This window comes from Pantoea sp. 18069, from assembly GCF_902706035.1.
Classification (GTDB): domain Bacteria; phylum Pseudomonadota; class Gammaproteobacteria; order Burkholderiales; family Burkholderiaceae_C; genus Comamonas.
In genome coordinates this window covers 49,306-73,960 of record NZ_CACSJA010000026.1, presented here as the reverse complement: position 1 = coordinate 73,960, position 24,655 = coordinate 49,306, and the positions used below count along the sequence as shown (strand labels likewise).

21 protein-coding genes and 1 riboswitch are annotated in these 24,655 nt (G+C 67.6%); of the genes, 11 read left to right on the top strand and 10 right to left on the bottom strand.

Annotated elements, in window-relative coordinates:
• Positions 1-306: 306 nt before the first annotated feature.
• Positions 307-1,011: an SIMPL domain-containing protein gene (locus GVL12_RS18600; protein ID WP_159916810.1), complete on the bottom strand. Its 705-nt coding sequence runs from the start codon at positions 1,009-1,011 to the stop codon at positions 307-309.
• 218 nt (positions 1,012-1,229) lie between these two features.
• Here GVL12_RS18600 and ompR point away from each other — a divergent pair, with 218 nt between their 5' ends.
• Entirely contained in the window at positions 1,230-1,961 is a 732-nt protein-coding gene (ompR, locus tag GVL12_RS18595; RefSeq protein ID WP_159916808.1) for a two-component system response regulator OmpR, read from the top strand.
• A 47-nt stretch (positions 1,962-2,008) separates the two neighbouring features.
• Positions 2,009-3,502, top strand: a complete 1,494-nt coding sequence (locus GVL12_RS18590) for an ATP-binding protein (protein WP_159916806.1) — start codon at positions 2,009-2,011, stop codon at positions 3,500-3,502.
• A 24-nt stretch (positions 3,503-3,526) separates the two neighbouring features.
• Here the strand turns inward: GVL12_RS18590 and ispF are convergent, their stop codons facing one another.
• The gene (gene ispF, locus GVL12_RS18585; protein WP_200843896.1) at positions 3,527-4,024 is read right to left on the bottom strand and encodes a 2-C-methyl-D-erythritol 2,4-cyclodiphosphate synthase; all 498 of its coding nucleotides are present in this window, start codon (positions 4,022-4,024) and stop codon (positions 3,527-3,529) included.
• A 37-nt stretch (positions 4,025-4,061) separates the two neighbouring features.
• Positions 4,062-4,862 carry a 2-C-methyl-D-erythritol 4-phosphate cytidylyltransferase gene (locus GVL12_RS18580; RefSeq protein ID WP_159916804.1) on the bottom strand — a complete coding sequence of 267 codons (801 nt, stop codon included), beginning with the start codon at positions 4,860-4,862 and terminating at the stop codon, positions 4,062-4,064.
• Between the two features lie 74 nt (positions 4,863-4,936).
• Here GVL12_RS18580 and mfd point away from each other — a divergent pair, with 74 nt between their 5' ends.
• The 7 genes from mfd to GVL12_RS18545 all read left to right on the top strand — a co-directional run bounded on the left by mfd (position 4,937) and on the right by GVL12_RS18545 (position 15,464).
• Complete coding sequence (mfd, locus tag GVL12_RS18575; RefSeq protein WP_159916802.1) at positions 4,937-8,443, top strand: transcription-repair coupling factor; 3,507 nt, start codon at positions 4,937-4,939, stop codon at positions 8,441-8,443.
• Between the two features lie 166 nt (positions 8,444-8,609).
• Positions 8,610-9,587 (top strand): tripartite tricarboxylate transporter substrate binding protein, encoded by a 978-nt coding sequence (locus GVL12_RS18570; protein ID WP_200843895.1) that lies wholly within the window; start codon positions 8,610-8,612, stop codon positions 9,585-9,587.
• Between the two features lie 134 nt (positions 9,588-9,721).
• Complete coding sequence (serB, locus tag GVL12_RS18565; RefSeq protein ID WP_159916800.1) at positions 9,722-10,435, top strand: phosphoserine phosphatase SerB; 714 nt, start codon at positions 9,722-9,724, stop codon at positions 10,433-10,435.
• Between the two features lie 287 nt (positions 10,436-10,722).
• Positions 10,723-11,154: a hypothetical protein gene (locus tag GVL12_RS18560; protein WP_200843894.1), complete on the top strand. Its 432-nt coding sequence runs from the start codon at positions 10,723-10,725 to the stop codon at positions 11,152-11,154.
• 125 nt (positions 11,155-11,279) lie between these two features.
• Positions 11,280-11,639, top strand: coding sequence for a DUF2946 family protein (locus GVL12_RS18555; RefSeq protein ID WP_159916798.1), 360 nt, complete (start codon positions 11,280-11,282; stop codon positions 11,637-11,639).
• 166 nt (positions 11,640-11,805) lie between these two features.
• Positions 11,806-13,968, top strand: a complete 2,163-nt coding sequence (locus tag GVL12_RS18550; protein ID WP_159916796.1) for a TonB-dependent siderophore receptor — start codon at positions 11,806-11,808, stop codon at positions 13,966-13,968.
• 11 nt (positions 13,969-13,979) lie between these two features.
• On the top strand, positions 13,980-15,464 hold the full coding sequence (locus GVL12_RS18545; RefSeq protein WP_159916794.1) for a PepSY domain-containing protein: 1,485 nt from the start codon (positions 13,980-13,982) through the stop codon (positions 15,462-15,464).
• Here the strand turns inward: GVL12_RS18545 and GVL12_RS18540 are convergent.
• From GVL12_RS18540 to GVL12_RS18515, 6 genes are read right to left on the bottom strand one after another with little or no spacing between them, the layout of a single operon-like run.
• Positions 15,461-15,685, bottom strand: a complete 225-nt coding sequence (locus GVL12_RS18540) for a DUF3820 family protein (RefSeq protein ID WP_159916824.1) — start codon at positions 15,683-15,685, stop codon at positions 15,461-15,463. The genes GVL12_RS18545 and GVL12_RS18540 overlap by 4 nt on opposite strands.
• A gap of 10 nt (positions 15,686-15,695) precedes the next feature.
• A complete protein-coding gene (locus GVL12_RS18535; RefSeq protein ID WP_200843893.1) occupies positions 15,696-16,718 on the bottom strand; it encodes an LLM class flavin-dependent oxidoreductase in 1,023 nt (340 codons plus the stop codon).
• A complete protein-coding gene (locus GVL12_RS18530) occupies positions 16,715-17,473 on the bottom strand; it encodes an ABC transporter ATP-binding protein (RefSeq protein WP_159916792.1) in 759 nt (252 codons plus the stop codon). Before GVL12_RS18530 ends, GVL12_RS18535 begins: the two co-directional genes overlap by 4 nt.
• Entirely contained in the window at positions 17,470-18,477 is a 1,008-nt protein-coding gene (locus GVL12_RS18525; protein WP_235033905.1) for an iron ABC transporter permease, read from the bottom strand. Before GVL12_RS18525 ends, GVL12_RS18530 begins: the two co-directional genes overlap by 4 nt.
• A complete protein-coding gene (locus tag GVL12_RS18520) occupies positions 18,474-19,451 on the bottom strand; it encodes an ABC transporter substrate-binding protein (protein WP_200843892.1) in 978 nt (325 codons plus the stop codon). The genes GVL12_RS18525 and GVL12_RS18520 overlap by 4 nt, the downstream gene beginning before the upstream one ends.
• Complete coding sequence (locus GVL12_RS18515) at positions 19,421-21,640, bottom strand: TonB-dependent receptor (protein WP_200843891.1); 2,220 nt, start codon at positions 21,638-21,640, stop codon at positions 19,421-19,423. Before GVL12_RS18515 ends, GVL12_RS18520 begins: the two co-directional genes overlap by 31 nt.
• Positions 21,641-21,821: 181 nt before the next feature.
• Positions 21,822-22,063, bottom strand: a riboswitch (cobalamin riboswitch).
• A 406-nt stretch (positions 22,064-22,469) separates the two neighbouring features.
• Here GVL12_RS18515 and GVL12_RS18510 point away from each other — a divergent pair.
• Positions 22,470-23,258: a MetQ/NlpA family ABC transporter substrate-binding protein gene (locus GVL12_RS18510; protein WP_159916788.1), complete on the top strand. Its 789-nt coding sequence runs from the start codon at positions 22,470-22,472 to the stop codon at positions 23,256-23,258.
• Positions 23,259-23,636: 378 nt separating this feature from the next.
• The gene (locus tag GVL12_RS18505; RefSeq protein WP_159916786.1) at positions 23,637-23,963 is read left to right on the top strand and encodes a hypothetical protein; all 327 of its coding nucleotides are present in this window, start codon (positions 23,637-23,639) and stop codon (positions 23,961-23,963) included.
• An 18-nt stretch (positions 23,964-23,981) separates the two neighbouring features.
• Here GVL12_RS18505 and GVL12_RS18500 read toward each other — a convergent pair whose 3' ends face one another.
• On the bottom strand, positions 23,982-24,620 hold the full coding sequence (locus tag GVL12_RS18500; RefSeq protein WP_159916784.1) for a LysE family transporter: 639 nt from the start codon (positions 24,618-24,620) through the stop codon (positions 23,982-23,984).
• Between the last annotated feature and the right edge of the window lie 35 nt (positions 24,621-24,655).

Sequence of the window (24,655 nt, the reverse complement as noted above, 5' to 3'; positions counted from 1 at the left end):
GGCTATTTTCTTAACCCGGCCAATCACACAAAACGTGATCAGGTAAGGCCAAAAGCATCGGATGCTTCGCATCCGGCGCTCTACCTCCCCGGCATGAATGCCGAGGTTTCACGCGCACTCTGATGAATGGGGGCAAGCAACCGCCGCCGCCGGGCCGCCCCAAGGCGGCGGACGGCCCCCTTGGGGGCAGCGGCTACGCGAAGCGAGCAAGCGTGGGGGCGACACCGCCGCCGCCGGGCCGCCCCAAGGCGGCGGACGGCCCCCTTGGGGGGCAGCGGCTACGCGAAGCGAGCAAGCGTGGGGGCCTTATTTCACCATCTGCACCGACCCCGATACATTCACCACCACCTGGCTCTTGCCGGCTTCGACGGGAATCTGGGCGTCCTCGGCGGCCATCGCGCCCTTGGCCATCATCGCCACGCGGGGCGCGAAGCCCATGTCGTTGCTGTTGACCGACACTTCACGCACGGTATGGCGCTCAAAGCCAAAAGCCAGGGCCAGCGCCTGGGCCTTGGCCTGGAAATTGGCAATGGCTTCGGACTGCGCCTGGCCTTCGACTTTCTCGCGCGCTTCGCGCGACAGCGCAAAACCGGTCTGGCTCACGGGCATGCCCTCGATCTGGGCTGCGGTGCGCGTGATGCGATCGAAATCGCGCCCCTGCAGCACCAGCTCCGCCCGGCCCTGCCAGCTCACGACCTTGCCGTCCTTGTTATGGCGCGGATAGAGCCCGAAATTGCCGGTGCGCACATCGAGCTGGCCGGGCTGCGCCTGGCGCTTGGCCGCGGTCAGCGCCGCATCGAGCACCTGCTGCAGCTGCTTTTGCACCGCCGCGGCATCGCTGCCTTCGCGCGCTGCGGCCAGCGTCATGACCAGCAGATCCTGGGTCACTTCCACGCTGCCCGAACTCGACAGTTGCAGCACGTTGGCTGGCTCGGGCAACGTCTGCGCCGAAACCATGGCGGCGCCCGCACACAGCGCGCCGACCGCGATCCATTGGGACAATTTCTTCATGCATGCTCCTGGGGGTAATTGAAGGCCGCACCAGCATAGCGGCAAACCACCGCCGGCCTTGGCGTCCCGGCGCGCGTACCGCTGTAAGTCATTGCGACACGATTGGACGCGCGGCGCAAAACTTGTAACAGTTGGTCAGGGTTTGGTCAAAAACCCGTATTTCCGGGATCAAGCTGGTCAGAATGGGCTCTGTTACATATTGGACCGAGGACGCAAACATGGGCACACAGACCAACCGCACCGACAAGATCCTGGTGGTCGATGACGACGCGCGCATCCGCGATCTGCTGCGCCGCTACCTGACACAAGAGGGCTTCGAGATCATGATTGCCGAAGACGGCAAGGCCTTGAACCGCATCCTGCTGCGTGAAACCGTGGATCTGATCGTGCTCGATCTGATGATGCCCGGCGAAGACGGCCTGTCGATCTGCCGCCGCCTGCGCGCCGCCAACGACCGCACGCCCATCATCATGCTGACCGCTAAGGGCGAAGACGTGGACCGCATCGTGGGCCTCGAAGTCGGCGCCGACGATTACCTGGGCAAGCCGTTCAACCCGCGCGAGCTGCTCGCGCGCATCCACGCCGTGCTGCGCCGCCGTCCTCCGCAGGAAGCCCCTGGTGCACCTTCGGGCGACAACGAGATCGTCAACTTCGGGCCCTTCGCATTCGACCTGGGCACGCGCGTGCTGCAAAAGAACGGCGAAGAGCTGCCGCTGACCACGGGTGAATTCGCCATGCTCAAGGCCCTGGTGCGCCACCCGCGCCAGCCGCTGTCGCGCGAAAAACTCGCCCTGCTGGCCCGCGGCCGTGAGTTCGAGCCTTTCGACCGCAGTCTCGATGTACAGGTGTCGCGTCTGCGCAAGCTGATCGAGGAAGACCCGGCCGCACCGCGCTATATCCAGACCGTCTGGGGCGTGGGCTATGTGTTCGTGCCCGATGGTAATAACTGAGATCCACCATTCCGCCAGGGCTGCCGCCCACCGGCGGTATTCCACCGATGAACGTATCCACCGCTCCCGCGCCTGACGCCACCAGCCCCGTTCCGCTGGACTATCCGAATAGTCGCGGCGGGGCGCGTTCGCGCTCCCGGCTGAACCTGAACCTCTTCTGGCGCACGTTCTGCCTGCTGGCGCTGCTGCTGGTCGGCAGCATCCTGGCCTGGCTGCAAACCCTGCGCGCTTTCGAGTTCGAGCCGCGCACACTGCACACGGCGCAGCAGGTGGCATCGCTGGTCAACCTCAGCCGCGCGGCGCTGGTGCATGCCGATGCGATCGCGCGGGTGTCGCTGATCAAGACCATGGCCGACCAGGAGGGCGTGCGCATCCTGCCGCGTGAGCCGGGCGACAAGTTCGAACTGCTAGACCAGAGCGCGCTGGGCGGGCGGCTCAACGAGGAGCTGGCAGCGCGCCTGGGGCCGGGCACCATCGTTGCGCGCAGCGTCAATGGCGAGGCGGGCCTGTGGGTGGGCTTCACCATCAATGGCGACCCGAACTGGCTGCTGATGGACCGTTCGCGCTTCAGCCCGGCCGGCGGGCGTACCTGGCTGGTCTGGCTGATCACCGCCGGCGTGCTGTCGCTGGCCGGCGCGGCCGTGATTGCGCGCCTCATCAACCGGCCGCTCAAGCAGCTCAGCGAGGCGGCGAACCGCGTGCGCGATGGCAACTTCGAAGCCAGCCAGCTCGACGAGCAGGCCGTCACCAGCGAGATCCGTGAAGTCAACATAGGTTTCAACCGCATGGCGCAGAAACTGTCCAAGCTCGAGCAGGACCGCGCCGTGATGCTTGCCGGCATTTCGCACGACCTGCGCACGCCACTGGCGCGGCTGCGGCTGGAAACCGAAATGAGCGTCGCCGACGACGTCGCGCGCGACCACATGGTCGCCGACATCGTGCAGCTCGACGCCACCATCGACAAGTTCCTCGATTACGCGCGGCCCGACCATGTCATGCTGACCACGGTGAACCTGCACGCCGTGGTGTCCTCCTGCGTGTTCGCGGTGCAGGACCATCGCGAGCTGCAGATCACGATGAACGTACCCGAAGGGCTGTACGTGCTGGCCGACGAAGTCGAACTCGCGCGCGTGGTCTCCAATCTGCTCGAGAATGCGCGCCGCTACGGCAAGAGCCCGGACACCGACACCGCACAGGTCGAAGTCACGGCCAAGGCGCGCGAGAACTGGGTCGTGGTGCGCATTCGCGACCGCGGCCAGGGCGTGCCGCCCGAGCAGCTTTCGCGCCTGACCCAGCCGTTCTTCCGCGGTGATTCGGCGCGCACGGCGGCCGCCGGCGCCGGCCTGGGCCTGTCCATCGTCGACAAGACGGTGCAGCGCATGGGCGGTGTGTTTGCGCTGTCGAACACCTCATCGGGCGGGCTCGCGGCCCATATCCAGCTGCAGCGCGCCACCACCCTGCCCGACGGCAAGGACCCCGAGCAGCGCCTGCAGCGGCCCCAGGTCAAGCGCCAGTTGCCGCCGCGCCCCAAGAGCGCGTGACACAACGCGGCAAATCGCTTGAGACTAGGCGCGCTCAGCAGGCCTGAACAGCAGCACCGCGGCGCGCGCTTCCATCGCCTGCAGCTGGCCTACCGGGCCCATTTTCTCGGCCGTCTTGGCCTTGACGTTGACTTGGTCGGGGGCCAGCGCCAGCGCCTGCGCGATGCAGGCGCACATCGCGCCGATATAGGGCGCGAGCTTGGGCGCCTGGGCAATCACCGTGCTGTCGATGTTGGCTATCTCCAGCCCCGTGGCGCGCACGCGCCGCGCGGCTTCGACGAGCAGTTGCAACGAATCCGCGCCCTTGAACTGCGCATCGGTGTCGGGAAAATGCCGGCCTATGTCGCCCAGGGCCGCGCCGCCCAGCAGCGCATCGGTGATCGCGTGCAGCAGCACGTCGGCATCGGAATGGCCCAGCAGTCCCATGCTGTGGGGAATCTCGACCCCGCCAATGATCAGCTTGCGCCCTGGCACCAGGGCATGGACATCCCAGCCTTCACCGATCCGAAATTGAATAGACATTGTTGACGCGACTCCGCAAAGCACTTTGATACAACGATTATCCGGTGTATGCGCGCTCGCGTGACTCGATCACGGCCGCCGCCAGCGCAAAGTCCTCGGGGTAGGTGACCTTGAAATTCTGCGCGCTGCCCGCCACCAGCAGCGGCTGCAGGCCCTGGGCCTCGATCGCGCTGGCCTCGTCGGTCGCGGCCGCGCCCATGGCCTGCAGCGCCGCGCGCAGGGAGCCCAGGCGGAACATCTGCGGTGTCTGCGCCAGCCATTTGCCTGCGCGCGGCAGCGTTGCCGCGACGCGCGCCACGCCGCCCACGACCTGCGCCGACTTGAGCGTATCGGGCAGCTGGTGGGCCAGCAGGCCGCCCACGGGGTCGCCCTGGCAGGCGTCGATCAGCCGGTCGACCATGGCCGGCGTGAGCAGGCAGCGCGCCGCGTCGTGCACAAGCACCCAGTCGGTATCGGCAGCGCCGGCATCGCAGAGACAAGCCAGGCCGCCGAGCACGGTGTCGGCGCGCGTGGCGCCGCCGCACGCTGCCACGCGCCAGGTGGGCGGGTGCGCGGGCTCCAGCGTCTCGAAGAAGCGGTCGCCCGCGCTCACCCCCACCAGCGTGCCCGACAGCCGCGCCACCCCCGCGAGTGCGGCCAGCGTATGCAGCACCAGCGGCCGGCCCGCAACCGGCTGGTACTGCTTGGGCAGATCGGCCCGCTGGCCCGCGGCGATCGCACGCTGGCCCACGCCGGCACAGGGCACGAACGCCCACAGCCGCGCCGGCGCACCGCCAGATGGCGCGCGGTTAGCAGCTATGGCGGATGGGTCAATTGGAGGCGGCAGGGAATCGTTCATGGGCGCCATTCTAGAATCGACACTTGCGTCTTGGCCGGCACCCGGCCGACTCCGAGGCGCCAACGACCTACCGCATGGACCTGCCCAAACTCACTCCCGGCAAACGATTCACCCTCCCCCGCCCCGTGGGCAGCGCAGACGCGCTGCTGCTGGCGCGCGTGGGAGCCCGAGAAAAGGCCGCGGGCCGTGTCACGGCCATCGTCACGGCCGATGCCAGCGATGCCCAGCGCCTCATGGAAGAGCTGGCCTTCTTCGCGCCCGAGCTGCGCTGCGCGCTGTTTCCCGACTGGGAAACCCTGCCCTACGACACGTTCTCGCCGCACCAGGACCTGATCAGCGAGCGCCTCGCGACGCTGTGGCGCATCAGCCAGCACGACCATGCGACCGGCGCCGACGTGGTGCTGGTGCCGGCCACCACGGCGCTGTACCGGCTCGCGCCGCCGAGCTTTCTGGCCGGCTACACTTTCCATTTCAAGGTCCGGCAAAAGCTCGACGAAGCCAGGCTCAAGGCCCAGCTCACGCTGGCCGGCTACTCGCATGTCTCGCAGGTCGTGAGCCACGGCGAATACGCGGTGCGCGGCGGCCTGATCGACCTGTTCCCCATGGGCTCGGCCGTGCCCTACCGCGTCGACCTGTTCGACGACGAGATCGACTCGATACGCACCTTCGATCCCGACACCCAGCGCAGCCTCTACCCCGTGCCCGAAGTGCGCCTGCTGCCCGGGCGCGAGTTCCCCATGGACGACGACGCGCGCGCGCTGTTTCGCAGCCGCTGGCGCGAGCTGCTCGAAGGCGACCCTACGCGCAGCCGCGTCTACAAGGACATGGGCAACGGCGTGGCCACGGCCGGCATCGAGTACTACCTGCCGCTGTTCTTCGAGGAATCGGCCACCGTCTTCGACTACCTGGGCGAACAGGCCACGGTGGTGCTGCATGGCGATCTCGAGCCCGCGTTCCAGCGCTTCTGGCAGGACACGAAAGACCGCTACAGGCTGGTGCAGGGCGACCCCGAGCGCCCCGCGCTGCCGCCCGAATCGCTGTTTCTGAGCGCCGAGCAGTTCTACCTGCGCGCCAAGAGCTATGCGCAGCTGGCGGTGCGCGGCGTCGAGGTGCCCGCCGACCAGTTGGCCAGCGGCGATTTCCAGCCCCTGCCCGACCTGTCGGTGGTGCGCGGCGCCGACGACCCGCTCGCGCGCCTGCACGCCCATCTGCGCGCCACGCCGCAGCGCGTGCTGCTGCTCGCCGAAAGCGACGGCCGGCGCGAAAGCCTGCTGGACTTCTTTCGCGCTTCGCAGCTCAACCCGCCCGCGTTCGACTCGCTCGCCGAGTTCGAGGCCGATGTCGGCGAGAAGATAGGCATTGCCACGGCGCCGCTGGCCACGGGCTTTCACTGGGAACCCGGGCACCAGGCCGGCATCGATTTCGTCACCGAAACCGAACTGTTCGCGGCCGGCCCGACCACGCGCCGGCGCAAGAAGCAGGAACAGGTCAGCGATGTCGAAGCACTGATCAAGGACCTGTCGGAACTCCAGCTCGGCGACCCCGTGGTCCACAGCCAGCATGGCATAGGCCGCTACCGCGGCCTGGTCAACATGGACGTGGGCCAGCAAAACCCCGACGGCAGCCCGGCGCAGCAGGAATTCCTGCACCTGGCCTATGCTGGCGACGCCGTGCTCTACGTGCCCGTGAGCCAGCTGCAGCTGATCAGCCGCTACACCGGCATGTCGCCCGAGGACGCGCCGCTGCACAAGCTCGGCGGCAACCAGTGGGAAAAGGCCAAGCGCAAGGCCGCCGAACAGGTGCGCGACTCCGCCGCCGAGCTGCTCAACATCTACGCGCGCCGCGCCGCGCGCCAGGGCCATGCGTTCCGCTACAGCCCCCAGGACTACGAGACTTTTGCCAACGATTTCGGCTTCGAGGAAACGGCCGACCAGAAGGCCGCAATCCACGCCGTGGTGCACGACATGATCAGCCCCCAGCCCATGGACCGGCTGGTCTGCGGCGACGTGGGCTTCGGCAAGACCGAAGTCGCGCTGCGCGCGGCCTTCGTCGCCGTGACGGGCGGCAAGCAGGTGGCCTTTCTCGCGCCCACGACGCTGCTCGCCGAGCAGCACTACCGCACGCTGGTCGACCGCTTCGCCAAGTGGCCGATACGCGTTGCCGAAGTCTCGCGCTTTCGCTCGGGCAAGGAAATCACGGCAGCCGTCAAGGGCATTGCCGACGGCACGGTGGACATCGTCGTCGGCACGCACAAGCTGCTGTCGGAGTCGACAAAATTCCACGACCTGGGCCTGCTGATCATCGACGAGGAACACCGTTTCGGCGTGCGCCACAAGGAGCAGATGAAGGCGCTGCGCGCCGAAGTCGACGTGCTCACGCTCACCGCCACGCCGATTCCGCGCACCATGGGCATGGCGCTCGAAGGCCTGCGCGACCTGAGCGTGATCGCCACCGCGCCCCAGCGCCGCCTGGCGATCAAGACCTTCGTGCGCAACGAAGGCACGGGCGTGATCCGCGAAGCCGTGCTGCGCGAACTCAAGCGCGGCGGCCAGTGCTACTTCCTGCACAACGAAGTCGAGACCATAGAGAACCGGCGCCAGAAGCTCGAGGAAATCCTGCCCGAAGCGCGCATCGCCGTCGCCCACGGCCAGATGCCCGAGCGCGAGCTCGAACGCGTGATGCGCGACTTCGTCGCCCAGCGCTACAACATCCTGCTGTGCTCGACCATCATCGAGACCGGCATCGACGTGCCCAGCGCCAACACCATCCTGATGAGCCGCGCCGACAAGTTCGGCCTGGCCCAGCTGCACCAGCTGCGCGGGCGCGTGGGCCGCAGCCACCACCAGGCCTATGCCTATCTGATGGTGCCCGACATCGACAGCCTGACCAAGCAGGCCCAGCAGCGGCTGGACGCCATCCAGCAGATGGAGGAACTGGGCAGCGGCTTCTACCTGGCCATGCATGACCTCGAAATCCGCGGCGCGGGCGAAGTGCTGGGCGAGAACCAGAGCGGCAACATGATGGAAGTGGGCTTTCAGCTCTACAACGAGATGCTGTCCGAAGCCGTGCGCTCGCTCAAGGAAGGCAAGGAGCCCGACCTGCTGTCGCCGCTGTCGGTGTCCACCGACATCAACCTGCATGCCCCCGCGCTGCTGCCCGACAGTTATTGCGGCGACGTGCATCTGCGCCTGTCGTTCTACAAGAAGCTGGCGACGGCCAGGACCAGCGAGCAGATCGACAACCTGCTCGAGGAAATCGTCGACCGCTTCGGCAAGCTGCCGCCGCAGGCGCAGACGCTGATCGACGTGCACCGCCTGCGCGTGCTGAGCCAGCCCTATGGCGTGGTGAAGGTCGACGCGGCGCCGGGCGTGATCACCATCAGCTTCAAGCCCCAGCCGCCTATCGACCCGATGAACATCATCGGCCTGATCCAGAAGAACAAGCACATCAAGCTCGCGGGCAACGAGAAACTGCGCATAGAGCGCGCGCTGCCCGACCCGATGGCACGCGCCCAACTGGTGCGCGACGTGCTCAGGAGCCTGGGGCAGCCGCTCAAGGCAGCCGAGCCCGTCGCAGCCTAGATACCCGAAGACGCAGGGATTGCGTCTCGGGTGTTTCCTGCACATGTTGCAAAAAAACCGAGGAATCGAAACTACCAGCGACCGAAGTGACGAATTGGCACAAGAATTGCAAAAGTCTTCTCGCAGGCGAGATGCCTGTTGTTGGTTCTTTTGCGAAGGTCTTCCCATGCACATTCGACGCCTGATCCCTTCCATCGCCTGCGCACTGATCGCCGGCGTGGCGACCGTACCCGCGCTGGCGCAGGACAGCTACCCCGACCGTCCCGTCAAGGTCATGGTCGCGCTGCCGGCCGGCGGCAGCGCCGACATGATCGCGCGGGTGGTGAGCCAGAAGCTCGCGGCCGAGCTCGGCCAGCCCTTCGTGGTCGAAAACCGCGCCGGCGCCTCGGGCCAGATCGGGCTGCCCGCCGTCGCCCGCGCGCCGGCCGATGGCTATACGCTGACGGTCTCGCCGGCCTCGTTCCTCACCACCAACAAGAGCATCTTCAAGACCCTGCCCTATGACCCGCAGGCGGATTTCATTCCGATCACCAAGCTGGTCAACCAGCCCATGGTACTGGTCGTCAAGGACAAGCAGAAATTCCCCAGCGTCGCAGCCGTGGTCGCGGCCGCCAAGGCCGAGCCCGGCAAGCTGACCTATGCGTCGTCGGGTGACGGCAGCCCGCAGCACCTGGCGGCGCTGATGTTCGAGACCCGCACCCAGGCGCGCATGCTGCATGTGCCCTACAAGGGCGGCGCGCCGGCCATCAACGACACACTCGCCGGCAATGTCGACATGCTGTTCGCCGTGCTGCCCGAAGCGCTGCCGCATATCCATTCGGGCAAGCTGCATGCGCTGGGCATGCTCAGCCCGCAACGCTCGCCCGTGCTCAGCGGCACGCCGACCATGGTGGAAAGCGGCTTTGCCGATCTGAACCTCTCGGCCTGGGTCGGCCTGCTCGCGCCCGCCAGGACGCCACCCGCGGTGATCGACAAGCTCAATCGCGCGGTGCACGGCATTCTGGCCAGCGACATCAAGACCAGGCTGGGCGAAAGCGGCATGGAAGTCGCGCCGACGACGCCGCAGCAACTGCAGCAGACGATTGCCGACGAAATCAAGCTGCATGCCGAGCTGGTCAAGGCCGCGGGCCTGACACCGCAATAAAGCCACCGAGCGGCCGCGCCCGGCGGTGGGCCCACCCACCCGCCGGCACGCCGGTCAAGGCGATAATGCAGGCCTCACGCCCGTGCCTGCGCGCACCGGTACCTCTTCCACCTTCTGCATTCCACCGCCCCACAATGAGCGCCGCTACCGAATTTGCCCCCGGCCTGATGGTCCAGCGCACCCCTGCGCCCTTGCGCCTGAGCGACTACAAGCTCATCGCTTTTGACATGGACTCGACGCTGATCACCATCGAATGCGTCGACGAGATTGCCGATGCCACGGGCAAGAAAGCCGAAGTCGCGGCCATCACCGAAGCCACCATGCGCGGTGAAATCACCGACTTCAAGGAAAGCCTGCGCCAGCGCGTGGCCCTGCTGCAAGGCGTGACCGAAGCCGACATGGCGCGCGTGCGCAGCGAGCGCCTGCAACTGTCGCCTGGCGCGCAGACCCTGGTCGAAGCCTGTCAGAAGGCCGGCCTCAAGGTGCTGCTGGTCTCGGGTGGTTTCACCTATTTCGCTGAATATGTGCGCGGCCTGCTGAACATCGACTTCGTACGCGCCAATGTGCTGGCCACGGAAAACGGCGTGCTGACCGGCACCATGGTCGAGCAGCCCTGGGGCGATATCTGCGACGGCGCGGAAAAGCGCCGCACGCTGCTTGAAGTCGCTTCGCTGCTGGGCATCGCGCCCGCGCAGTGCATTGCCGTGGGCGATGGCTCGAACGACCTGCCGATGATGGGCGCCGCAGGCCTGTCCGTGGCCTACCACGCCAAGCCCCGCGTACGCGCCGAAGCGCAGATCGCGATCAATCAGGGCGGGCTGGACCGCCTGCTTGAAATCCTGCGCTAAAGCACCTGGGCCGGCGCGCAGGGCAATGGCCCGTGCCGCGCTCAGTCATTTGCCATGCGGCGCGGCGCCAGCGCCCTAGAATCGATGGCTGCGCGCATAAAACGACTTCTACCAAGCGCGCGCACTGCACTGACCGAGCGACAGCCGGGTTTTCCCCGGCGCCGCTTGCATTCCGGCGCAGTCCCCCCATGTACTTTCCGTGAGCCTGACGGCCTGGTTGCGCAAGCAACCGGGCCCGGCCTTCGCATGGGTCACATACTTGTTGACTTTTCATTTTAGGAATCTCCGTGAACATTTCTTACCGCGCCACTGCTTCCGTGCTTGCTTTGACCTTTGCTGCGCTGCTCGCGCCTAGCCTGGCCCACGCAAAGCGCATGGGCGGCGGCAAGTCCGTTCGCCCGGCCAGCATCGGCAAGCCGGCGCCCGCGCCCGCTGCCAGGCCCGCTGCTCCCGCCGCCGCCCCTGCAGCCGCCGCTCCGGCCGCTGCCGCCGCCCCCGCACGCGGCGGCCCCGGCATGATGGGCACCCTGGGCGCTGCCGCTGTGGGCGCCGTCGCCGGCAGCATGGTCGGCAACGCGATTGCCGGCTCCTCGGGCGACAAGGCCGCAGACGCCCAGACAGCCGAAGCCAGGGCCGCTGAAGCCGAAGCCGCCGACCTGCAGCGCAAGGCCGACGAAGCCCAGGCCAGGGCGCAAGCGGCGCGCGCCGCGATCAAGTAAGGCCGCCTGCGGTCCGGGCCTGTCCAGGGCCCGGGCCACCCCACGCAACGCAGCCTTCAGGGCTGCGTTGTTGTTTGTAGGCGGGTCCGCACATCGCTTGCCGGACCACGCCATAATGTGCCGTCATGCAAATCCTGCGCAACTCCATTCCACTGGCCCGTCTGGTCATGGCGTGGTTCGTCCTGACGCTGGGATGCGCCGTGGCTTCGCCCATCGTGAACCCGCAGTCGCTGCAGATGCTCTGCTCGGCCGACGGCAGCATGAAGGTGATCGTGGTCGACGACAACGGCCAGCAGGTCACGGCCAACGGCCAGCACGGGCTCGACTGCCCGCTGTGCCTCACGGTCAACGCGCCGCCGCCGCAGCAGTCGGCGCAGTTCATCGCCCAGCCGCAGCCGCTGGGCCGGGCACTGCAGCCCGTGGTGTCGGCGCGCATTGCCGCCATTGCGGGCGCATCTCTCCCCCCGCGCGGACCACCCGCCTGAGCCCCTGAGCGGCTGCGCCGCCTGCCCGGCCTTACCGGGCTGCGAGCGTGCGCGCGCCCTGGGCTGCTTTGCGGCCCGACCTTCCCCCATTTAACTGGCCCCGTGGCCCCAGGGAAGCTCTCCCATGGGCCTGGCCGCGGCTGTCACTCGTGAAGACCCGATTTCCATGACACACTTTTCCGTGCCCCATCGCCGCCAGCCCCTGGCCGCGGCATTGTTCGCCGCCACGGCTTTCACGGCCCAGGCCCAAACCCTGGAGGCGACGCCGTCGCTGTCCACCATCGAAGTCAAAAGCGCCGCGCCCCAGGCCAATGGCCTGCTGCCGCTCGATACGCCCACCGAAACCGGCAGCCGCCTGGGCCTGACGCCGCGCGAGACGCCGGCCGCCGTGACAATGGTCGACCGCGCCAGCATCGAAGCGCGCGGCGCGCGCAACACCCAGGAAATCCTGCAGGCCATTCCCGGTGTCACGGCGCACGACGCGCCGGGCAATATCGGCGTGAGCTACCGGGGCTTTGGCGGCAGCTCGCTCAACCAGCTGTTCAACGGCATCCATGTGCAATACAGCATTGCCGCGCGGCCCGTGGACAGCTGGATCTACGACCGGGTCGAGGCCATTGGCGGTGCCTCGAGCTTTCTGTACGGTGCGGGCGGCGTCGGCGGCACGATCAACTACCTCACCAAGCTGCCCGAGCGCCACGACTTCTCCGAAGCCCAGCTGCGCCTGGGCAGCCACGACCTCAAGGAAGCGTCGGTGGGACTGAACCGGCGCCTTGCCGACAGGCATTTCCTGCGCCTGGACCTGAACCACAAGGACGGCGGCAGCTGGACCGAAGGCACGCACAGCCGCGCGACCCAGCTCGCCACCTCGCTGCTGTCCGACCTGGGCAGCGGCTTCACCCACACGCTGGCCTACGAATACCAGACCGAAACCGTGGACCGTCCCTACTGGGGCACGCCGCTGCTGAACCCGGCCACGGGCAACTTGCGCATAGACGAAGGCACGCGTTCCAAGAACTACAACAGCGCCGACGGCCTCTACGCCCAGCGCGTGCAGTGGCTGCGCTCCATCAGCGACTGGCGCGTGAGCGACGCCCTGCAATTCAAGAACACCTTCTATGCCTACGACGCCTTGCGCGACTACCGCAACGTCGAGAGCTACCGTTTCGACGCGGGCAACAGCGCCGTGGTCCGCTCGGCGGCTTTCCTGCAGCGCCACGACCAGCGCATGGTCGGCAATCGCAGCGAAGCCACCTACCAGGGCCAACTGCTGGGGCGGCGCAGCGACTGGGCTTTCGGGCTGGAGCTGAGCCTCAACCGGCAGACGCGCTTTCCCAACAGCCTGCCGGCCACCGTGAGCACGGTGAATCCCTATGCGTTCCGCACGGAGAACTTCTTCGACATCGCCGGCATGGCGCCCGGCTTCAACCCCGACCGCGACAACCGCATCGCCACCACGGCGCTCTATGCCGAAAACCGCACGGCGCTCGCGCCCGCGCTGCATCTGCTCACGGCGCTGCGCCATGAACGCATTGCGCTGGAGCTGACCAACCGCCGCGAAGTCACGGCCGCCAGCCCCGCGTCGTTCGAGCGCAGCTACCGCCCGACCACGGGCCGCATCGGACTGGTCTGGGACGCCGCGCCCGGCGCGAATCTCTATGCCCAGTACGCGACGGCGGCCGATCCACCGTCGGGCGTGCTCAGCACCGCCTCGTTCGCGGATGTGCGCAACAACAGCGCGCTGACCACGGGCCGCCAGTTCGAAGTCGGCAGCAAGCTCGATTTATGGGACGGCAAGGGCAGCGCCACGCTGGCCGCCTACCACCTCACGCGCAAGAACATTGCCAGCCAGGACCCGAACAACAGCACGCTCACGGTGCTGGTCGGCGAGCAGTCGGCCCGGGGCATCGAGCTGGCGCTGGGCCTGCAGCCCAGCCGCGCCTGGTCCCTCCAGGGCAATCTGAGCCTGGTGCGCGCCCGCTATGAAAACTTCCACCAGGGCGGCGTCTCGCTGGCCGGCACCACGCCGACCAATACGCCCGAAACGGTCGCCAACCTCTGGACCTCTTATGCGTTCACGCCCGCGCTGCAGGCCAGCGCCGGCCTGCGCCATGTCGGCAAGGTCCATGCCAACGCCGCCAACACGCAGCACTGGCCCGCCTATACGCTGCTCGACCTGGGGCTGAGCTACCAGCTCCAGCGCAACATGTCGCTGGTGCTGCGCGTGCGCAATGCCACGGACCGGGTCTATGCCGCCAACGTCACCAGCACCATGGCCTATCTGGGCGCGGCGCGCAGCGCCGACCTGACGCTGCGTGTCACGTACTGAAAGCGCCAGCAATGCGACTTCACCCCAAACGCTGGCTTTATCTGACCCACCGCTGGCTGGGCATCGCGCTGTGCGCGTTCTTCGCCATGTGGTTTGTCTCGGGCATGGTGATGATGTACGTGGGCTACCCCAAGCTCACGCCCGCCGAGCGGCTGCAGCACCTACCGGCGCTCCATGCTGCGGCGCCGCTGCTGCCCCCCGCGCAGGCGCTGGAACGGGCCGGCATCACCGACCCGCTCAAGGACCTGCGGCTGGCCGCGGCCAGCGGCGGGCGGCCGGTCTACTTTGCCACGCCCGAAGGCGCAGGGGTAGTGGTCATCGATGCGACGCACGGCGAGCTTTTGCCGCCCGTGGACACCGCCTGGGCACTGGCCAGCGCGGCGGCCTACGCGGGCAGTGACCAGGGCCTGGCGTATCTGGGCAGCATAGACGAAGACGCGTTCACGCACTCGCGCGGGCTGGACCCCCACCGCCCGCTGCACCGCGTGCAACTCGCGGACGCCGACCATACCTGGCTCTACATTTCCGGACAGACCGGCGAAGTGGTGCGCGACGCCACGCGCACCGAGCGCCTCTGGAACTACGCCGGCGCCTGGATCCACTGGCTTTACCCATTTCGCGGCAATGCGTTCAATGCGTACTGGACCGACATCGTCAACGGGCTGTCGATCGCGGGCATTGCCGTCGCGCTCGCGGGCACCGCCGTCGGGCTGATGCGCTGGCGCTTCACGCGGCCCTACCGCAGCGGCGCGCGCTCGCCCTACCCCGGGCGCATGATGCGCTGGCACCATGTCACGGGCCTGCTGTTCGCGCTGGTGACCATCACCTGGATCTTCAGCGGCCTGATGTCCATGAACCCCTGGCGCATCTTCGACAGCGGCGCGCCGCCGCTGCGCACCGCGGCCTTGCAAGCAGGCCCGCTGGCATTGGGCATGCAGGACGCAACACCCCAGGCGCTGCTGCGTGCCGCGGGCAGTTCGGTGCGGGAGCTGCGCTGGCAGCCGGTGCTGGGCAGGACCATGGTGTTCGCACAGGCGGCCAGCGGCGCGGCTCAGCCGTTCGATGCAGGCACGGCCGAGCCCCTGGCGATCGACCCTGAGGCGCTGCGCGCCGCGGCCGCAGGCCTTGTTCCCTCCTCCGTGGCGCGCATCGATACGTTGACCGACTACGACCTTTACTACTACGCGCGCGACGCCCACACCATGATGGGCGGCAGCGACAAACCGCTGCCCATCTGGCGCATCGTCTTCGACGACCCCCATGCGACCTGGGTCCACCTGGACCCGCACACGGGCCGCGTACTGGGCCAGCTGGACAGCCACCGCCGCACCAGCCGCTGGCTGTTTGCAATGCTGCACAGCTGGGACTGGCTGCCTTTGCTCGAGCGCCGCCCGCTGTGGGACATCACGCTGCTGGTGCTGAGCCTGGGCGGACTGCTGCTCAGCGGCAGCGGGATGGTGATTGGGTGGCGGAGGTTGCGGCGGCGGCGCGTTTAGCGCGGCTGCGGCGATTTGCGCAGCGGGTCCAGCAAATGCGACAGCCCGTTGTGGTCAAGTTCGTACATCAGCGCCAGCAGCCGCCCCAGATCGCCGCGCGGAAAACCTTCGCGCGCCATCCACATCAAGTAATTGCCGGGCAGGTCGGCAATGCAGCGGCCCTGGTATTTGCCATAGGGCATCTGCACGGTCAGCAGACGCTGGAGTTGTTCGGAGTCCATGCCGGGATTGTCAGGCATGCACGGGCTCCTGCTGATGCAATGCGGGCAACACTTCCTGCGCAAACAACTGCATCGCGGCCAGCGCCACGTCGTTGCTCCACAGACCATTCGCATTGAAGATGCAGCGCAGGCTCAGCATGCCGGTGCGCGCCCGCAGCGCCAGAATCTGCGCATGGCATTGTTCGGGCGTGCCGTAGATGAACTGCTCGCGCAACACCTTGGGCTGGTCTATGGCAGGCACATCGGCCGCGGCCACGCCGCGCTTGCCGGCAAAGTAGACCCGGCGTGCGTAGAGCTTTTCCCACAGGCCGCCCAGCTGCTGGCGCACCTGCGACGCGTTCGCGCCTATGCAGACATAGCGCGCGAGCGACGAACGCGCGAGCAGCGGCGTGGCCTTGCGCCCCTGCTGCTCGGCGGCGCGCGCCAGGCGCTCGAGTTGCGTGGCTTCGGGCGGCTCCAGGCTTAGCAGCAAAGGCAGGTCCTCGGCCAGTGCAAAGCCCAGCGTTTCCTCGGTCGAGCCCGCGACGTAGATCGGCGGATGGGGCTGCTGCTGCGGCAACGACGCCAATCTGCGCGGCGCGAAGTTCCACAGCGGCCCGGCAGATGCCACCGTGTCGCCGCGCAAGGCATCGCGCAGGATGCGCGCGCCGCTTTCAAAGCGCTCGCGCGTGCTTTCGGGATCGACTTCCAGGCAGGCCAGCGACGCCGGCTCGGTGCCGCGGCCAATGCCTACGTCGATGCGGCCGCCGCTTTGGAAATCGAGCTGGGCGATTTCCTCGGCGAGCATCAGCGGGTGGTGCAAGGGCAGCACCAGCACCGATGTGCCCACGCGCAGGCGCTCGGTGCGCGCCAGCAGCGCCGACGCAAGCAGCAAAGGCGATGGATACTGCCAGTCGCTTTGCGGCAGGCGGAATTCGCTGAACCAGGCGCCGTCGAAGCCCCAGCGGTCGGCGCTCTCGAAAATCGTGCGAAAAGCCTGGTGATCGCCGGCCATGGCTTCGCGGGTCCAGCCCGCAATGTCGATGCGCATCATGTCGTCGGTTCCTGTGAACGGCTGCGCGCGCGCAGCAAGGTGTGCGGCGCCACGGCGATGCGCTCGAAGCGCACGCCGAACACGTCGTCAAGCTGGGGCGCGTGCAGCAGATCCGCGGGCGCGCCGTCCATGGCGACGCGGCCCGCATGCATCACGATCAGGCGATCGAAGCATTCGAACGCCAAATCGAGGTCGTGCATCACCACCACCACCAGGCGCTCGCGCCCGCGCCGCGCCAGCGCCTGCACCAGCGCCAGCCGGTGCTGCACATCGAGCGCCGCGCCGGGTTCGTCGGCGAGCAGTACCGGCGGATCGGTGGCCAGCACCGCGGCAAGCATGCCGCGCGCGCGTTCGCCGCCCGACAGCGTGCTCCAGCGCCGCAGGGCCAGCGGCTGCAGACCGGCCTGGGCCAGCACCTGCGCGGCCTGCGCCGGATCGGGCACGCGCATCTGCACCAGATCCAGCAGCGTCACGTCCCAATGCGGCTCGAAGCGCTGCGGCATATAGCCTATGCGCTGGGCGCGCGCACGCACATTGAGCGCCTGCAACGGCTGGCCTTGCAACGTGACAGCGCCGCGGTCGGGCGCGAGCTGGCCGGCCAGCACCTGCATCAAGGTGGACTTGCCCGCGCCATTGGGCCCGACCAGCGCCACTGCGCCGCGCTGCGGCAGATCGAGAGAAATATCGTCCAGCAGCACGCGGCCCTGCCGCGCCAGGCAGAGCTGGACGGCGCCAAGCATTTCGGCATCGCTCATGCGCGCCCCCCATAGGCGCGCAGCCGGCGCGCAAGCAGCACGATGAAGAACGGCCCGCCCGCCACGGCCGTGATCAGGCCCAGCGGGACTTCGGCCGGCGGCAGCACGCTGCGCGCGATCGCATCGGCCACCGTGACCACCACCGCGCCGGCCAGCGCGCTCGCGGGCAGCACCCAGCGGTGGCGCGGGCCCACCCACCAGCGCGCGATATGCGGCGCGGCCAGGCCCACGAATGCGACCAGCCCGCCATAGGCCACGGCCGCGGCGACCACGAGCGAGCCCAGCAGCACGGCGCGCGGCACGAAGCGCGCGACATCGAGGCCGAACGACTGGGCCGTGGCATCGCCCAGGCCCAGCAGATCAAGGCCGCGCGCCAGCGTCTGCGTGCCGGCAAGGCAGGCCAGCGTGATCAGCGCCAGCCAGCCCAGGCCGCTCCAGGTCGGCGTCTGTATGCCGCCCAGCACCCAGCTCATGACGACCTGCAGGCTCACGGTTTCATCGGACAGCGCGAGCATCAGGAACGAGCGTATCGCACCCAGCATGGCCGCCATGGCCACGCCCGCGAGCAGCATGCCGGACGCGTCCAGCGCCCCCGCCACGCGCGCCACGCCCAGCACCAGCACCGTCGAGCCCCAGGCCCCGGCGAAAGCCAGCACCGGCAGCAGCCACGATTGCGGCAGGCCCAGCGGCACCAGCAGCGCCACCGTCGCGCCCAGAGCCGCGCCGCCCGAAGCGCCCAGCAGGTAAGGCTCGGCCAGCGGGTTGCGGAACACGCCCTGGAACACCGCGCCCGAAAGCCCCAGCAGCGCGCCCACGCAGGCCGCGGCGAGCACGCGCGGCATGCGCCACTCCCACAGCAGGCGCGCGCGCAGCGTGTCGCGCTCGGTGATCGCCTGCCAGATGTCCGCAGGCGCGGCCCATTGGTGCCCCGCGCAGACGCCGAGCACGATGGCCAGCGCCAGCGCCGCGAAAGCCCAGCACCCCATTTTTCCGGAGGGATTCATCCCCACCCTTTCTGCTGTGTCTGCACGATCCAGCGCGCCAGCGATGCAATGCCGTCGAAGGTGCGCGGGCCGGGAATCAGGAATTCGGCGCGCGAGACGGTGATCGCGCGTTGCGCGCGCACCGCGCGCATGTCGCGCCAGCCGGGGCGGCGCGTGAGTTCGTCGAGCAGCGACTGCGCGCCGGCGAACAGCAGCACATCGGGATCGGCCGCGAGCGCGGCTTCGGGCGAGACCTGGGCCAGCGTGCCGATGTCGGGAATCGCATGGCGCGCGCCGGCGCGCAGCATGGCTTCATTGGTGTAGGTGCCGGGGCGCGCGACCAGCAGCATGCCGTTGCCCATGCGCCCGGTGACCATCAGCGCGCGCGGCGCATGCCGGCCCGCCACCTGCGCATCCACCGCGCGCAGGCGCTGCTGCAGTGACTGCACCAGCGCCTCGCCGCGCGCGTCCACGCCCGCGGCCTGCGCGACCTGGCGCACATTGCCCATCACCTCGTCCAGGCTGCGGCTGAGCAGCACCATCACCGGCACGCCTATGCGCTCCATCGGATCGACGAGCTGGTTGGCGGCCTGGCGCGCGGGCGTGACGATCACCAGATCGGGACGCTGAGCGACCACCGCATCGACCGAGAAACCCAGGCGCCCGCCGACCTTGGGCAGGCCCGCGACTTCGGGGGGAAAGCGCGTGTATTCCTCGACGCCGACGATGCGCTCCATCAGGCCCAGCGACGCGACGAGTTCGGTGTTCGACGAAAAAATCGTCACGATGCGCTGCGCCGGCCCGGGCAGCACCACGTCCCGGCCCAAGGCATCGCGCAGGCGTATGGGCGCCGCCGCGGCCCGGACGGGCAGCAGCGCGCTCAGGCCCAGCGCCCCGCCGGCACGCACCAGCGCGCGCCGCTGGAGCACGCCAGCCGTGCCGCCCGACAGGCGCATGCCCACGCTCAGAAGTCGGCCTGCAGGCCGAGCATCCATTCGCGTCCCGGCATCGACGTGCCGCAGCCACCGTTCTGGAAGATCGGGTTGGCGATGCACGACCGCTGATCCCGCGCGATGAAGATCGGGTGGCGGTTCAGATCGAAGATATTGTTGATGCCGGCAAACAGCTTCATGCCGCGGCTCACGCGGTATTCGCCGCGCAGGTTCCAGACCGTGAACGCGCCCTTGCGGTGGATGAAGGTGCTGCTGGGCTCGCCCTGGGGGATCAGCAGGTTCTCTTCGGTGTCGTACCACATCGGACCGCGCAGCAGCGCCGTCAGCTGCGCGCTCCAGTCGCCGGGATGGCGGTCCATGCCGCGCGACAGGCGCAGGCCGCCCGCGGCTTCATACTGGTACATGCGCTGCACGCGGTCGGTATTGGCCGAAGCGGCCGCGCCCTTGTCCTTCATCTCGAAGTGATAGTAGCCATTGCCGAACACGCTGAGCACCGGGCCGCCGAACGACACGCCCAGCAGCTTGCCCACATCCGCATTGGCGCTCAGTTCCAGCCCGCGCGCGACAATGTCGGCGGCGTTGTTGGCGTAGTCCGACGTGTTGGTCGTCGGGCCGCGCGAGACGGTGATGATGCGGTCTGAAATCGTGTTCTGGAACAGCGCAGCGTCGACCTTCCAGGCGCTTTGCCGCAGCGTGGTGCCGACTTCGATCTGGCGGCTCGATTCCGGCTTGAGGTTCGGGTTGCCGAAGCTGCGCCCGCCGCCGACCGCGGTGAAGTCCGCCGACAGCTCGCTGGCCGTCGGCGCGCGAAAGCCCGTGGCTGCGCCCGCGCGCAGCGACCAGGCGTCATCGACCTTCCAGGTCGCTCCGGTCGACCAGGTGGTCTTGTCGTAGTCGCGCGAATTCACCACGGCCATCGCCACATTCGGCGTCTGGTCGAAGCGCGTCTCGCCCCAGGTCTTGCGCACGCCGGCGCGCACCGTCACGCGGTCGCCGAAGAAGTTCTGCGCATCCTCGAAATACAGCGCATGGGTGTGCTCGGTCTGGTTGTTGTCGTAGGGTGCGACCTGGCCCGCAGGGCCGCCGGGCATCGCATTGCGCTCGCGTTCCGAGCGCAGGCGATTCTTCTCGTAGTCGAAGCCCAGCAGCAGGTCGTTCGAATCCGACAGGCGCAGGCGCGGCTGCAGGCGCAGGCCGCTGGCGTCGAGCTTGCGAATGTTGTAATCGCGCGCTGTTCCGGGAACGGCATTGACGCCCGACCGGATGACCGGCGACGCCCAGTTGAATTCGTCGACATCCTCGAACGTATAGAGGTGGGCCAGCCAGCTCACCCGCTCTCCGGGCAATGCGCCTTCATAGCGCAGGTCGGCCGACTGGTTGTAGCGGTTGTCGCGGCTGTGGATGTTCGCGCCCGAACCCCGAAAGCCGGCGTTGTAGATGCCGTCGGTGCGCAATTGCACTTCGACGCGGTGCAGGTCGGCAATCTGCCAGCCGAGCGCGCCGCTGGCGCCGCGGCGCTTGTAGCTGGTGTTCTTCTGCTCGCCGCCGCCGCTGCCCGCGCTGTAGTCGTCACGCCCGCCGGCGTTCGCGCCTATGTACCAGTCCCATTGCTCGTTCGCGCCGCTGATCTGCGTGTCGGCACGCCACAGTCCGGCGCTGCCGCCGACCACGGACGCGCGGTTGCCGCCGCCGCTGGCGCCCGTGCGCAGGATGATGTTGATCACGCCGCCCATGTTCTGGCTGCCGTAGACGACCGAAGCCGGGCCGCGCACGATTTCTATGCGTTCCACATCCGACAGGCTCAGCTTGGACAGATTGGCCGTGCCCGCGCGCCGACCATTGAGCAGCACCGCGACCTGGCCGCGGTAGTCACGCCCCTGGCCGTCGGTGGCGGCGCCGCGCAGGTTCATCGACGTCTGCGCCGCCGTCCATTCGCTCAGGAAACCGACAGCATGCTCGGCCAGCAGGTCCGTGACCGAACGCGCCGATGAGCGCTCGATGTCGGCGCGGTCAATGGTCTGCGTGGTCGCGGCAATGCGCGAGCGGTCTTCAGGGCGCGCGGTGGCGGTGACGAACACATCGCTGAGCGCCGGCGTATTTTGAGATGCCGCGTCGACCGCGGCATGGGCCATGCCGCCAGCGGCTGCGGACCAGGCCAGCACGCACAGCGCGGCCGAGCGCTGCAGGCGAAAGCCCGGGCGCAGTTGCGCAGAAATGGAGGGAGAAGACAAAGCGGCGCGGCCAGGCGCGGGCCGCGAACTACCAAAGGAGTGCATACGATGATTTCATATCCGTGCTTCGCTCACCCGCGAAGCCCGACGATCAATACCCACCGCAGTGTGCACCCAGGCAAAGGAGTGGCCGCACGCACGCGCAGCCACCCACTTGCCCGGACATGCGCACTCCCGCGGCGTCCGAAGCGATAGCAAAGGCCGGTATCCGGGCTTGCGAAACGCCGGCCTGCTCGTATCTGTCGAGCATTCCGACTCAGCCCTCGCCTTCCCACGCCATGTTCCGACGCAGTGACTGCCAGCCATCGATTGACCAGCCTGAGGACCTGAGATTTCGCCTACCGTTGCGGGGGCAGCGCAGGAATTGCCGGAGCGCACCTGCTTGTCGTTGAACCCTTGAGAGCGGCTAACACGCCCCTTGAGGCGTCGTTGCATTGCCTTGCCGTGCTACTCGCACTGTCTGCGGCAATGCGCCTAGCCTCAACCGCAAATCTTCGATTTGCTGGGTCGTGTTAGCCGCTCTGGAAGGGCACCTTCGAATCTGGGCGTGACCGGCTTGCGGGCTTGCGCCCGCCGATCTCCGCCTGGGCGCCATTATCAGGGAATACGCCCATTCTCGGAGTGGATTTATTGGCGCGACAGGTGCGCATGGCCTGCGCCAGCCGAGAAACGGTAGGATTGCATAAAAAACCACATTCTTATAACCAAAATTGCTTTTTTGATGCGCGCGCCATCCACAGCGCACTAGACTAGCGTCTGCTGCGCTGCAGGTTCACTGGTTTCGGCGCTGGCGTTGATCGATATATCCACATCCAGGAAAGCCTTTGTCATGCTGAAGAAAACCCTGTCCGCCATTGCCCTTGCGAGCCTGGCCTTGACCGTCCATGCGGCCGACGTGGTACTCAAGGTCGCGGCCACCGCCGTGCCCCACGCCGAAATCCTCAACCACATCAAGCCCGCGCTGAAGAAGCAGGGCATCGAGCTGCAGGTGCGCGAATTCAGCGACTACGTGCAGCCCAATGCCGCGGTCGAAGACAAGCAGCTCGACGCCAACTTCTTCCAGCACCAGCCCTACCTCGACAGCTACAACAAGGACCGCAAGACCTCGCTCGTGGCCGTGCCCAACGGCACCGTCCATGTCGAGCCGTTCGGCGCCTACTCCAGCAAGATCAAGAACATCAAGGACCTCAAGGACGGCGCCACCGTGGCCATCCCGAACGATCCGTCCAACGGCGGCCGCGCGCTGCTGCTGCTGGCCAAGCAAGGCCTGATCGAACTCAAGGACCCCAAGAGCCTCACGCCCACTGCGCTCGACGTGGTGAAGAACCCCAAGAAGCTCAGGTTCCGCGAACTCGAAGCGCCGCTGCTGCCGCGCGCCCTGGCCGACGTCGATCTGGCGCTGATCAACACCAACTACGCGATCGAAGCCAAGCTCAATCCGACCAAGGACGCGCTGTTCATCGAAGGCAAGGACTCGCCCTACGCCAACATCGTCGCCGCGCGCAAGGACCGCGCCGACAGCGCCGAGATCGCCAAGCTGATGCAGGCCCTGCGCAGCGAAGACGTGAAGAAGTTCCTGCAGGACAAGTACCAGGGCGCCGTGGTTCCGGCATTCTGAGTGGCGACTGCCTCCTGATCAAGCGCTGCCTGGCAGCGCTTTTTTCATCGCCGGGCCGCCCCAAGATGAAAAGCATCTGGGGGGCTTCGCCCCCCAGCGCGGACCTTGCGCAGCAAAGGGAGCGTGGGGGCCATTTTTCATAGCCGGGCCGCCCCAAGATGAAAAGCATCTGGGGGGCTTCGCCTCCCAGCGCGGACCTTGCGCAGCAAGGGGAGCGTGGGGGCCATTTTTCATGGGCCGACGGCAGCCTTGAACGACACAAAAATGTAATCAAACGCAACACAATTGAGGCCGTCTATGGTGAAATCGGCGCCATGCCGCCCGCACGGGAGCTCCTCCCGCGCGATGCACTCTTCCCTTCGCCCACGGAATCTCTCCATGTCTGAAGATACGCTGTCCCCTCCCCCTGCCCTTTGCCTGGACCAGGCGGTTCACGTCGGCCTGAACGAAGTCACGCGCACCAAGACGCTGGAGCTGTATGCGCGCAAGTACGGCCAGCCCGACGCCAGCGCGCCGCTGCTGCTGTTTCGCGGCGACGTGGCCGAAGCCCACCAGTACGACAAGATCCGCCCGCTGTCCGCCGCGCGCGCGCTGGGCAATGTGATCGTGATCGAGGCCCAGAGCCAGAAGCTGGGCACCACGGGGCACTACCAGATCCAGTGCAATCAATGGAACCTGCTGGAAGTCCTCGCAAAACTGGCCTGACGGCCTTCAGCGACGGCCTCAGGCCACGGCGGCCATACCGCTCCAGACCCACCACGACAGCGCCAGCATCATCACGCCGGTGAGCGCGTCGAGCATGCGCCAGGGCATGGGGTGGGCGAACCAGTGCTGCAGGCGCCGGCCCGCGCAGGCCAGCAGCATGAACCACAGCAGGCTCGCGCAGGCCGCGCCGGCGACAAACACGGCCTTGAGCGCACCGTCCTGGCGTGCGCCTATGCTGCCGACCAGCAGCACCGTGTCGAGGTAGACATGGGGGTTGAGCAGCGTGATCACGGCCAGCGTGCTCAGCACGCTCAGCAGGCCACGCTGCGCGGCGTGCGCGCCCTGCAGCGCCACATCGGCCGCGTAAAACACGCGCCACAGCGCGTACAGGCCATAGGCCAGCAGGAACAATGCGCCGCCCAGCGACAGGTAATAGGCCCAGTCGGGCTCACGCCCGAGCAGCTGCGACATGCCGGCCACGCCGATGCCGATCAGCAGCACATCGCTGAACACGCACCACGCCACGCAGGCCCGCACATGCCGGCCCTGCACGGCCTGGCGCAGCACATAGAGGTTTTGCGCGCCTATCGAGATGATCAAAGACAGGCAGACGGTAAAGCCCGCGATCCAGGAGGAAGAAATCAACGTTGTCCACATAAGGGAAATTGTCGATTCATCCAGATATTAAGTAA

Coding starts and splice junctions, on each gene's coding strand:
- GVL12_RS18600 (WP_159916810.1), bottom strand. CDS start 1,011: ATGAAGAAATTGTCCCAATGGATCGCGGTCGGCGCGCTGTGTGCGGGC.
- ompR (WP_159916808.1), top strand. CDS start 1,230: ATGGGCACACAGACCAACCGCACCGACAAGATCCTGGTGGTCGATGAC.
- GVL12_RS18590 (WP_159916806.1), top strand. CDS start 2,009: ATGAACGTATCCACCGCTCCCGCGCCTGACGCCACCAGCCCCGTTCCG.
- ispF (WP_200843896.1), bottom strand. CDS start 4,024: ATGTCTATTCAATTTCGGATCGGTGAAGGCTGGGATGTCCATGCCCTG.
- GVL12_RS18580 (WP_159916804.1), bottom strand. CDS start 4,862: ATGAACGATTCCCTGCCGCCTCCAATTGACCCATCCGCCATAGCTGCT.
- mfd (WP_159916802.1), top strand. CDS start 4,937: ATGGACCTGCCCAAACTCACTCCCGGCAAACGATTCACCCTCCCCCGC.
- GVL12_RS18570 (WP_200843895.1), top strand. CDS start 8,610: ATGCACATTCGACGCCTGATCCCTTCCATCGCCTGCGCACTGATCGCC.
- serB (WP_159916800.1), top strand. CDS start 9,722: ATGAGCGCCGCTACCGAATTTGCCCCCGGCCTGATGGTCCAGCGCACC.
- GVL12_RS18555 (WP_159916798.1), top strand. CDS start 11,280: ATGCAAATCCTGCGCAACTCCATTCCACTGGCCCGTCTGGTCATGGCG.
- GVL12_RS18550 (WP_159916796.1), top strand. CDS start 11,806: ATGACACACTTTTCCGTGCCCCATCGCCGCCAGCCCCTGGCCGCGGCA.
- GVL12_RS18545 (WP_159916794.1), top strand. CDS start 13,980: ATGCGACTTCACCCCAAACGCTGGCTTTATCTGACCCACCGCTGGCTG.
- GVL12_RS18540 (WP_159916824.1), bottom strand. CDS start 15,685: ATGGACTCCGAACAACTCCAGCGTCTGCTGACCGTGCAGATGCCCTAT.
- GVL12_RS18535 (WP_200843893.1), bottom strand. CDS start 16,718: ATGATGCGCATCGACATTGCGGGCTGGACCCGCGAAGCCATGGCCGGC.
- GVL12_RS18530 (WP_159916792.1), bottom strand. CDS start 17,473: ATGAGCGATGCCGAAATGCTTGGCGCCGTCCAGCTCTGCCTGGCGCGG.
- GVL12_RS18525 (WP_235033905.1), bottom strand. CDS start 18,477: ATGAATCCCTCCGGAAAAATGGGGTGCTGGGCTTTCGCGGCGCTGGCG.
- GVL12_RS18520 (WP_200843892.1), bottom strand. CDS start 19,451: ATGGATGCTCGGCCTGCAGGCCGACTTCTGAGCGTGGGCATGCGCCTG.
- GVL12_RS18510 (WP_159916788.1), top strand. CDS start 22,470: ATGCTGAAGAAAACCCTGTCCGCCATTGCCCTTGCGAGCCTGGCCTTG.
- GVL12_RS18505 (WP_159916786.1), top strand. CDS start 23,637: ATGTCTGAAGATACGCTGTCCCCTCCCCCTGCCCTTTGCCTGGACCAG.
- GVL12_RS18500 (WP_159916784.1), bottom strand. CDS start 24,620: ATGTGGACAACGTTGATTTCTTCCTCCTGGATCGCGGGCTTTACCGTC.